The 7,918-nt window shown below is 74.6% G+C and carries 7 protein-coding genes; 3 read left to right on the top strand and 4 right to left on the bottom strand.

Annotated elements, in window-relative coordinates; translation table 11 throughout:
* Together DMH12_RS35590 and DMH12_RS35585 are read right to left on the bottom strand one after the other, a co-directional pair.
* A partial coding sequence (locus DMH12_RS35590) for an SUKH-3 domain-containing protein (RefSeq protein ID WP_185832737.1) occupies positions 1-229 on the bottom strand: 229 nt, incomplete at its 3' end.
* Between the two features lie 62 nt (positions 230-291).
* Positions 292-822, bottom strand: coding sequence for a YwqJ-related putative deaminase (locus DMH12_RS35585; RefSeq protein ID WP_125495442.1), 531 nt, complete (start codon positions 820-822; stop codon positions 292-294).
* A gap of 283 nt (positions 823-1,105) precedes the next feature.
* Between DMH12_RS35585 and DMH12_RS35580 the strand changes: the two genes are divergently transcribed.
* The 3 genes from DMH12_RS35580 to DMH12_RS35570 all read left to right on the top strand — a co-directional run bounded on the left by DMH12_RS35580 (position 1,106) and on the right by DMH12_RS35570 (position 5,864).
* The gene (locus DMH12_RS35580) at positions 1,106-2,101 is read left to right on the top strand and encodes an SMI1/KNR4 family protein (protein WP_125495441.1); all 996 of its coding nucleotides are present in this window, start codon (positions 1,106-1,108) and stop codon (positions 2,099-2,101) included.
* Positions 2,102-2,108: 7 nt separating this feature from the next.
* Positions 2,109-4,808, top strand: coding sequence for an SUKH-4 family immunity protein (locus tag DMH12_RS35575; protein WP_125495440.1), 2,700 nt, complete (start codon positions 2,109-2,111; stop codon positions 4,806-4,808).
* 165 nt (positions 4,809-4,973) lie between these two features.
* Positions 4,974-5,864, top strand: coding sequence for a cellulose-binding protein (locus DMH12_RS35570; RefSeq protein WP_125495439.1), 891 nt, complete (start codon positions 4,974-4,976; stop codon positions 5,862-5,864).
* A gap of 33 nt (positions 5,865-5,897) precedes the next feature.
* Here the strand turns inward: DMH12_RS35570 and DMH12_RS35565 are convergent, their stop codons facing one another.
* Both DMH12_RS35565 and DMH12_RS35560 read right to left on the bottom strand, forming a co-directional pair.
* A complete protein-coding gene (locus DMH12_RS35565) occupies positions 5,898-7,508 on the bottom strand; it encodes a cation acetate symporter (RefSeq protein ID WP_125495438.1) in 1,611 nt (536 codons plus the stop codon).
* A partial coding sequence (locus DMH12_RS35560) for a DUF485 domain-containing protein (protein ID WP_260474463.1) occupies positions 7,505-7,918 on the bottom strand: 414 nt, incomplete at its 5' end. The genes DMH12_RS35565 and DMH12_RS35560, both read right to left, overlap by 4 nt.

The following is a 7,918-nucleotide window of genomic DNA, read 5'->3' as shown; positions in this document are numbered from 1 at the left end:
GGCCGGGGCCCGTGGGGGTGAGGTGGAGTCCGCCGAATTCGGCCCATGCCTCGACGGCGGCGGGGAAGACGGTGTGGCGGTGTCCGGCCGGTGAGGTGTGTTCGCGCAGGGTGTCGGCCCAGATCTCGGCCTGTTTGATGTCCCAGCGTCCGGGTTGCCAGCCGGCGTCGCGCAGTGCGGCGTCGACGGGGACGGGGAAGCGGGTGGTGGAGGTGCGGTCGGCTTGCATCGGCTCTTGGTTCTCTTCGGTCGGCTTAGGCGGCTCGGTCCTCGGCGTCGGTGGCCGGCGGGTCAGTCCTCGCTGGTCGTGGGGTCGACGACGCGGACGCCGAAGTGGGCGCTGAGGGCGGTGCAGGCGCGGCACGGTGCGGCGAAGCTGCCGTGGAGGGGGTCGCCGTCCTCGCGGATGCGGCGGGTGGTGAGTTTGGCGTGTTTGAGCGCTTTGCGGGCTTCGCCGTTGGTCATGGGTTTTCGTGCGGCGCGTTTGCTGCGGGTGGCGTCGGTGGTGGCCAGGTGTCGTGAGATGAGGATCGTCTCGGCGCAGCGGCCGGTGTAACGGTCTCGTTGGCCGCTGGTGAGGGTGTCGAGGAAGTCCTGGACGAGGTGGTGCAGGGCGGGCGGCGCGTCGGCGCGGGTGGCCGTGCCGGTGAGGGTGGTGCCGCGCACGGAGAGGGCGGCGGCGACGGTCGGGAGTATGCCGTCGCGACGGTGCCGGAGGGTGGGGGCGTGCGGGGCCTCGGCGCTGCTCCAGCCGATGCGGGGGTCGCCGCCGCGGGGGTCGTCGGGTCGCCCGGTGGCGGGTCCCGTCTGTGTCGCACTCATGATCATCTTCCCCTCCTGAGCATCCCCCGGATGGTCACAGAGTGCCAAATCCCGTGGCTGCTGGGGAAGCTGGGGCGTGGCGACACGCCCGGGTGTGGGCCGTGTGTCACGGGAGGGTGACGGCAGGTCACGGAAGTGGAGGTCGGCGTGTCGGGTGCGGGGTCCGGCGCCGGTGACCCCTCTCGACGTACCGCATAGGCTGTCGGCACCGCGATCGCGTGCGGTGACCAGACAGTTCAGACAGTGCAGACAGATCAGACAGACGCCGCAGGGGGCAACCGCCATGACTACAGGTCGGCTCGGGCAGCGAGCCGCGCCGCCGAACGCGGCCTATGCCGGGCAGGTCGTGCATTTCCCGGATCCGGTGCGTGCGGCCCGTCACCCGAGAGGGGTACGGGTTGACGAGGGCGGCTACCCCGTCTTCTCGCCGTACGCCCGCGCGGTGGCGGAGATCGCGGAGCCGCCCGTCGGGTTCGGCGTCGACGAGTTGCGGCTGACGGACTACGTGTCGGCCAACGCGGCGTTGTCCGCGTCGGGGCACGAGCTGTGGGACACGGTGCCCGCGGTGGCGACGCCGCACGGCTGGACGTGGCACCACGTGGCCGGTTCGCGCCGGATGGAACTGGTGCCGGTCGAGGTGAAGGCGCTGCTGCGGCACCACGGCGGCATCGCGACGGCGACCGTGGACCAGGGCAAGCGCGGCACCAGGCCCTTGCAGGAGACGCGTCCGGCGCACTTCGGGCTGCCGAAGTCGGGCGTCGCGGTGTCGGAGCAGCAGGTGCAGGGGGTCGAGGAGGACCTCGGCTACCGGCTGCCGGGCGCGTACCGGTCGTTCCTGAAGGCGGCGGGCGGCTGCGCGCCGGTCGGCACGGCGCTCGACGCCGAGCTGGGGCTGCTGGTCGACCAGCCGTTCTTCACGGTGCGTGAGGAGGCGGCGGTCAACGACCTGGTCTATGTCAACAAGTGTCTGCGGGACCACCTGACCAAGGACTACCTGGGTGTCGCGTTCGTCCAGGGCGGCCTGCTCGCGGTGAAGGTCAAGGGCGAGCGGCTCGGTTCGGTGTGGTTCTGCGCCTACGACGACGTGCGCGACGTGGATCCCTCGTTGCCGCCGGCGGAGCGGGTGGAGCGGCTGCTGATGCCCTGCGGCGAGGATTTCGACGCGTTCCTGTCGCGGCTGGCGGGGTCCCCGCCGGAGCTGGAGACGGTGGCGAACCTGATGGTGGACGGCGGATTCGCGCACGCGGTGCCCGCGACGCCGGCGTCCGTAGGGGAGTGAGCTGACGATGGTGACGTTCGCGCAGGCGCAGGAGCGCGCGGAGGAGTGGGTCAACGGCGAGCTGCCGGCGTACCAGCACCGTGAGGTGCGCGTGCGGGAGTTCGACCTCGGGTTCGTGGTGTGGGCCGAGGACCGTGCGGACGGCCCGCGTTCGGACGGCGGTGCGCAGCGGCTGGTGATCGCCCGGGACAGCGGGGAGGCGACGCTGTGGCCGGGGCTGCCGGTGGGTGAGGTCATCCGCCGGTACGAGGAGGAGTACGGCCGGCCCGACGAGGCCGAGGAGGCGCAGCCGGCGCCCGCCGCGCGGGTCGACCTGAACCAGACGTCGTTCCTGCTGAGTCCGCCGGAGTGGTTGCAGGAGGCGGCGGACAAGCTGGGGATTCCGGACCGCCGGCGCGGGGATCAGGACAGCGGCACCGCGGACACCGGTGCGTCCGGTTCCGGTTCCGTGGCCGGTGCGGCCGCGCCGCTTCCCGAGACGCAGGCCGGGGTGCCGTCGGCCCCTGCCGGTGGCAGTGGTGCGGCGTGGCCGGCGGCCGCGTCCGGTGGTGACGGTGGCTCCGGGGCGGGCGCGGGTGCGTCCGGTACGCCGGGTGCCCCTGCCGGGGCGACGCCGTGGGCGGGGACGGACACCAACGCGGACGCCGGTGAGGACCGTTCCGTACCGCTGCCGCAGACCGTGTTCTCGCCGCCGCTGAGCGGTGCCGACGACGACGCGCCGCCGCCCGCGACGCCGGACGCCAAGACCGCGCTGATGTCGGGCGGCAGTTCGCTGCCGCCGACGGCGCTGTCGCCCGCGCTCGACGAGCCGAACGCCTCGGCCGCGCCCGCCGGTCCGGGCACGCCGCCGCCCGCGCCGCAGACGCCGCCCGCCGCGCAGCCGTCCGCCGGTCAGGGTGCGCCCGCCGCGCCGGCCCAGCCGCTCGCGTCGAACGCCGGGGACATCGCCGACGCCGCGACCAGCAAGGCGGCGCCTCCGCCGCGCCGTGGCGGTGGCCCGACCACGCCGCCTCCGCCCGGTGCCCCGGGTGTGCCGGGCGGGCGGCCGGGTGCCACGCCGCCGCCGTCGGGGACTTCGGCGCCGGGTACGCCGGCCGGCGGGTATGTGCCTACGCAGTTGGTGTCTTCTCTCGGGCCCGAGGGTCCGGGCGGCCCGGGTGCGCCGGACGGACCTGGGACGCCTCCGCCTCCGCCGGGTGCGCCGCAGTCCCCTGCCGTACCGGGCACACCGCCCGGTACGCCCCCCGGTCCGCAGGCGCCGGGTACGCCGCCACCGCCGAGCGCTCCGGGCGGGACGCCGCCGGGCGGCATGCACCACGCCGCCACGATGCTGGCCGACCCGGGCCGCACGGGTGGCGGTGCGCCGCAGCCTCCGGGTCCTCCCGGTCCCCCCGGGCCTCCGGGTGCCCCCGCGGCTCCCGGCGCTCCTGGGGCCCCCGGTGCGCCGGGCGCGCCCGCGGCTCCGGGGACGCCGCCTCCGCCCGCCGCTCCGGGGATGCCTGGCGCGCAGGGCTCCGCGGGCGGCGCGGGCGGTGCCGTGCACCACGCGCAGACCGTGCTGGCCGCGCCCTCGCTCGGCGGACCCGGTGGAGTCGGCGCGCCTCCGCCGCCGCCCGGCGCTCCGGGGGTCCCCGGCGGCGGGCAGCCGATGCCGCCGGGTGCCATGCCGCCCCCCGGGCAGCCGATGCCCGGTCAGCCGCAGGCGTACGGCTATCCGCAGCCGCCCGCCGGTCAGCCGACCGTCGGTCCGGGCTACCAGGCCGTGCTCCGCTACCGCGCCCACGACGGCTCCGAGCAGCAGCTGATCCGGCGTTCGGCGCCGGGCACGCCGCACCCGGAGTGGCAGATGTTCCACGAGCTGCGCTCCATGAACGTCCCGCCGGACCAGGTGCTGGAGCTGCACACCGAGCTGGAGTCGTGCGAGCTGCCGGGCGCGTACTGCGCGCGGATGATCCGGGAGCAGTGGCCGCAGGCGCGGATCACCTCGATCGCCCCGTACGGCACGGACCACGCGAGCCGGCAGCAGGGCATGCGGCAACTGCTCGCGCACCAGGGCGAGCTGCACCAGGTGGCCGACGGGCCGGCCCGTCCGGCGCCGGTGCGCGCTCCGCTGCCGCAGGTGCAGCCGGCGCCGCCGGTTCCGCCGGAGGTGATCGGGCAGGAGCTGGGCGGCGCGTTCGGACCGGGGGTCTTCCGGTTCGAGCAGGCCGCGGTCTCCCGGCAGGGCGTGCCGCCGGTCGTGGCGCACACGCTGGTGGCCGCGGGTCTGCCGATGGACATGGGGCCGTTCTTCTGGGCGCAGGCCCAGCCGGGGCGCCCGGTGCCCACGCTGGCGGAGCTGGCGGCCGAACGGGGGGTGCAGCCGGCCTCGGACGCGGGTTCGTACCTCGTCGTCGGCAGCGACTTCGGCCGCGCGATCTGTGTGCAGTACGGCACCGCGGCCATCGTGGCCGTGCCGGTGGAGGCGGGTCCGGGCGGTGCGCCGGTGCCGCCGCAGTTCGTGAACTCCGGGCTGCCGGAGTTCGCGCGCTCGCTGGCGCTGCTGGGCCGGATGTGGCGGCTCAGGTTCGGTCTGAACCAGGAGCAGGCGGGCCGTTGGACCGTCGACTTCCAGGCGCAGCTGGCCGCGCTGGACCCGGCGGCGCTCGGCTCGCCGGAGAGCTGGTGGTCGGTGCTGCTGGAGCAGATGTGGGACGGACTGCTCTGAGACGGCGGCGTTCCTGACGTATCGAAGGGCGGGGCCCGGTCGGCCGGTGAGGCGACCGGGCCCCGCCCTTCGCGTGCGGTGTGTCGCATTATGAGGGCTTACATCCGATCCATAAAGTCGGTTAAGTCCATTTAGTGCGGCAGGTTCACCACAGGGGTGATCAGCATGAGCAGCGCGGCGGCGGTTCCCGACGGATTCGTGACCGTACGCGGGCGTGAGCGCGGCTACCGTCCGGAACAGGTGGAGGAGTGTGTCGCGGCGCTCTCCGACGACCGCGACGCGGCCTGGGAGCGGGCCGCCCGCCTCACCGTGCTCGCCCGGGAGATGGAGGAGGACCTGGGCGACCTGCTGGAGGAGGTCGCCCAGCTCACCTCGCAGGACTACGAGGTGCTCGGGGAGGGCGCGCGGCGGTTGTTCCGGCTCGCCGAGGAGGAGGCCGAGGCCGTGCGGCAGCGGGCGCGCGACGCGGGGGACGAATGGATGCGGGAAGCGCGGGCGTACGCCGACGGCGTGCTGGAGGCGGCGGGGGCGCAGGCCGACGCGGTGCGCGCCGAGGCCGACGAACAGGCCCGGCAGCGGCTGCTCGTGGCGCGTGCGGAGGCCGACGAGGTGCGGATCGAGGCGCGGCGGGAGGTGAAGGCGGGGCGCGGGGAGGTGCTGGCCGTGCTGCGCGAGGCGCGCACGCGCACCGACGACACGCTCGCGGAGCAGGGCCGCGAGCACGCCGAGCGGCTGGCCGGAGTGGAGCGTGCCGAGGAGGAGCGGGCCGAGGCGCTGGACGCGCACCACGCGGAGGCGGCGGCCCGCGCCGAGCGGGAGGTGAGCGAGGCGGAGCGGGCGCTGGCGGAGGCGGGGGAGGCGGCCGGGCGGATGCGGGAGGAGGCCCGGGCCCGGGCGGCCGAGGTGGTCGCCGAGGCCCGGGCGCGGCAGGAGGAGATCGTCCGCGAGACGGAGCGGGTGCTGCGCGAGCACGGGGAGCGGTGGGACGAACTGCAGGCCCACATGGCCTCCGTACGCAGCAATCTCAGTTCGCTGACCGGCCGGGCGGTCGAGTGAGGCCACCCGGAACCCGCCCCGCGGCCGGCGTGGTCAGTCGCCCCTGCGCACCGCCCCCGCCAGGATCCACCCCTCCACCGCCTCGTACTGCCGGCGCTGCTCCTCGGCCTTGCGCCGGCCGGAGAGCATGGTGCCGATCCAGCCGCAGGCGAAGCCGAACGGGATGGAGACCAGGCCGGTCGTGGTGAAGGGAAACCAGTTGAAGTCCGCCTCGGGGAAGGCGGCGACGGGTGAGCCCGAGACCAGGTTGGTGCCCGGCATCAGCAGCAGGACGGCCAGCGAGCCGCCGATGAGGGTGCTGAGCATCCCGGTGCGGGTGTAGCGGCGCCAGAAGAGGCCGTAGACCAGGGCGGGGGCGATGGCCGAGGCGCCCAGGCAGAACGACAGCGTCACCAGCGGCTGGAGGCTGCGGTGCTGGACCAGGGTGGCCAGGATGATCGCCGGGACGCCGACGGCCAGCGCGGAGACGCGGGCGAGGGCCATCTCGCGGCGCGGTGACATCTCCTGCACCCGGGTGGCGAACACGTCGTGGGCCAGGGAGTTGGCGCAGGCGAGGATCATGCCGCCGACGGAGGCGAGCAGGGTGAGGAAGACGGCCGTGGTGACCATCGTGAACAGGAACGTTTCCGCGGTGGACACCTGCGCACCGAAGGCGGCCTGCGAGCCCAGCAGGTAGGCGGTGTTGCCCTGCGGGTCGACCGCGGCCACGACCGCCCGCCCCAGCAGTGCCGTCGCACCGAAGCCGATGACCGTGACGACCAGCACGAACAGCGCCACGCTGGACACGGCCCAGGACATCGATCGGCGCACCTGGCGGGCCGAGGAGGCGGTGTACATGCGCATGGTGATGTGGGGGAGGCAGGCGCCGCCGAGTACGACCGTCAGGTGCGCGGTGATCATGTCCGCGTCGGGGTGGGGCCCGCCGGCGAACTGGAGCCCCGAGTGCAGGAACGCCGAGCCCACCCCGCTGCGGTCCGCCGCCGCGCCGAACAGCGCGCCTGGGTCCCAGTCGAAGCGGTTGAGGATCAGTACGGCCACCACGGCGCCCGAGCCGAGCAGCATCACGATCTTGAGGATCTGGATGAGGGCGGTGCCCTTCATCCCGCCGATCGCCGCGTAGCTGATCATCAGCACACCCAGCCCGATGATGCACCCGGTCTCCAGCGACTCGCCGGAGAACCCGAGGACGAAGGCGAGCAGTTGGCCGGTGCCCGCGAGCTGCACCAGCATCAGCGGCAGCAGCGCGGCGAGGGTGACGGCGCAGGTGGCGACGCGGACGCTGCGGCCGGGCATCCGGCGGGCGAGCGCGTCGCCCATGGTGAACCGGCCCGCGTTGCGCAGGGGTTCGGCCAGCAGGAACATCAGCAGCATCAGGGAGAGTGCGGTGCTGAGCGCCAGCACGACACCGTCGTGGCCGAACAGGGCGATGACGCCGCTGGTGCCGAGGACGGACGCGGCCGAGATGTAGTCGCCCGCGATCGCGAGGCCGTTGCGCATCGGGGACAGGGAGCTGTACCCGGTGTAGAACTCGTCGAGGTCGTCCCGGTCGGGGCCGGTCATCACGCACAGCAGCAGGGTGATGGTGGCGACCGCGGTGAAGCCGACCAGGGACATGGTCTGCGCGTTGCCGCTGAACTCCGTCATCGTCCCGCCCCCCGCCGGGCGTCCAGTTCGGCCTCCTTGCGGATGCGGTCCGCGAGCGGGTCCACGCGGCGCCGGGCGGTCTGCTCGTAAAGCGCGATCGCCAGCCAGGTGACGGGCAGTTGGACCAGGGCGAGCAGCAGTCCGGTGGGCAGTCCGTCGACGACCTGGCCGGTCATGAAGCCGGGCGCGCAGGCGGACAGGATCAGGAACAGGGTGAAGTAGCCGAGCGCGGTGAGCGTGGCGGTGCGCCGCTGCCAGCGGTAGGCGCTGCGCAGGATCCGCAGGTCGCTGTGGTGCCCCAGCGGGGTGCGCCGCGGGGCGCGCCGGGCCGTGGCGCGGTGGGACGGGGCCTGGCGCGGCGGCGCCTGGTGCGTCGTGGCATGGGGCGGGCACGGCGGTGGGGGGTGGTG

This window comes from Streptomyces sp. WAC 04229 (assembly GCF_003947455.1).
Taxonomy (GTDB): Bacteria; Actinomycetota; Actinomycetes; order Streptomycetales; family Streptomycetaceae; genus Streptomyces.
Note: the sequence above shows the minus strand (reverse complement) of the source record. Positions and strands in the feature narration are given on the sequence as shown.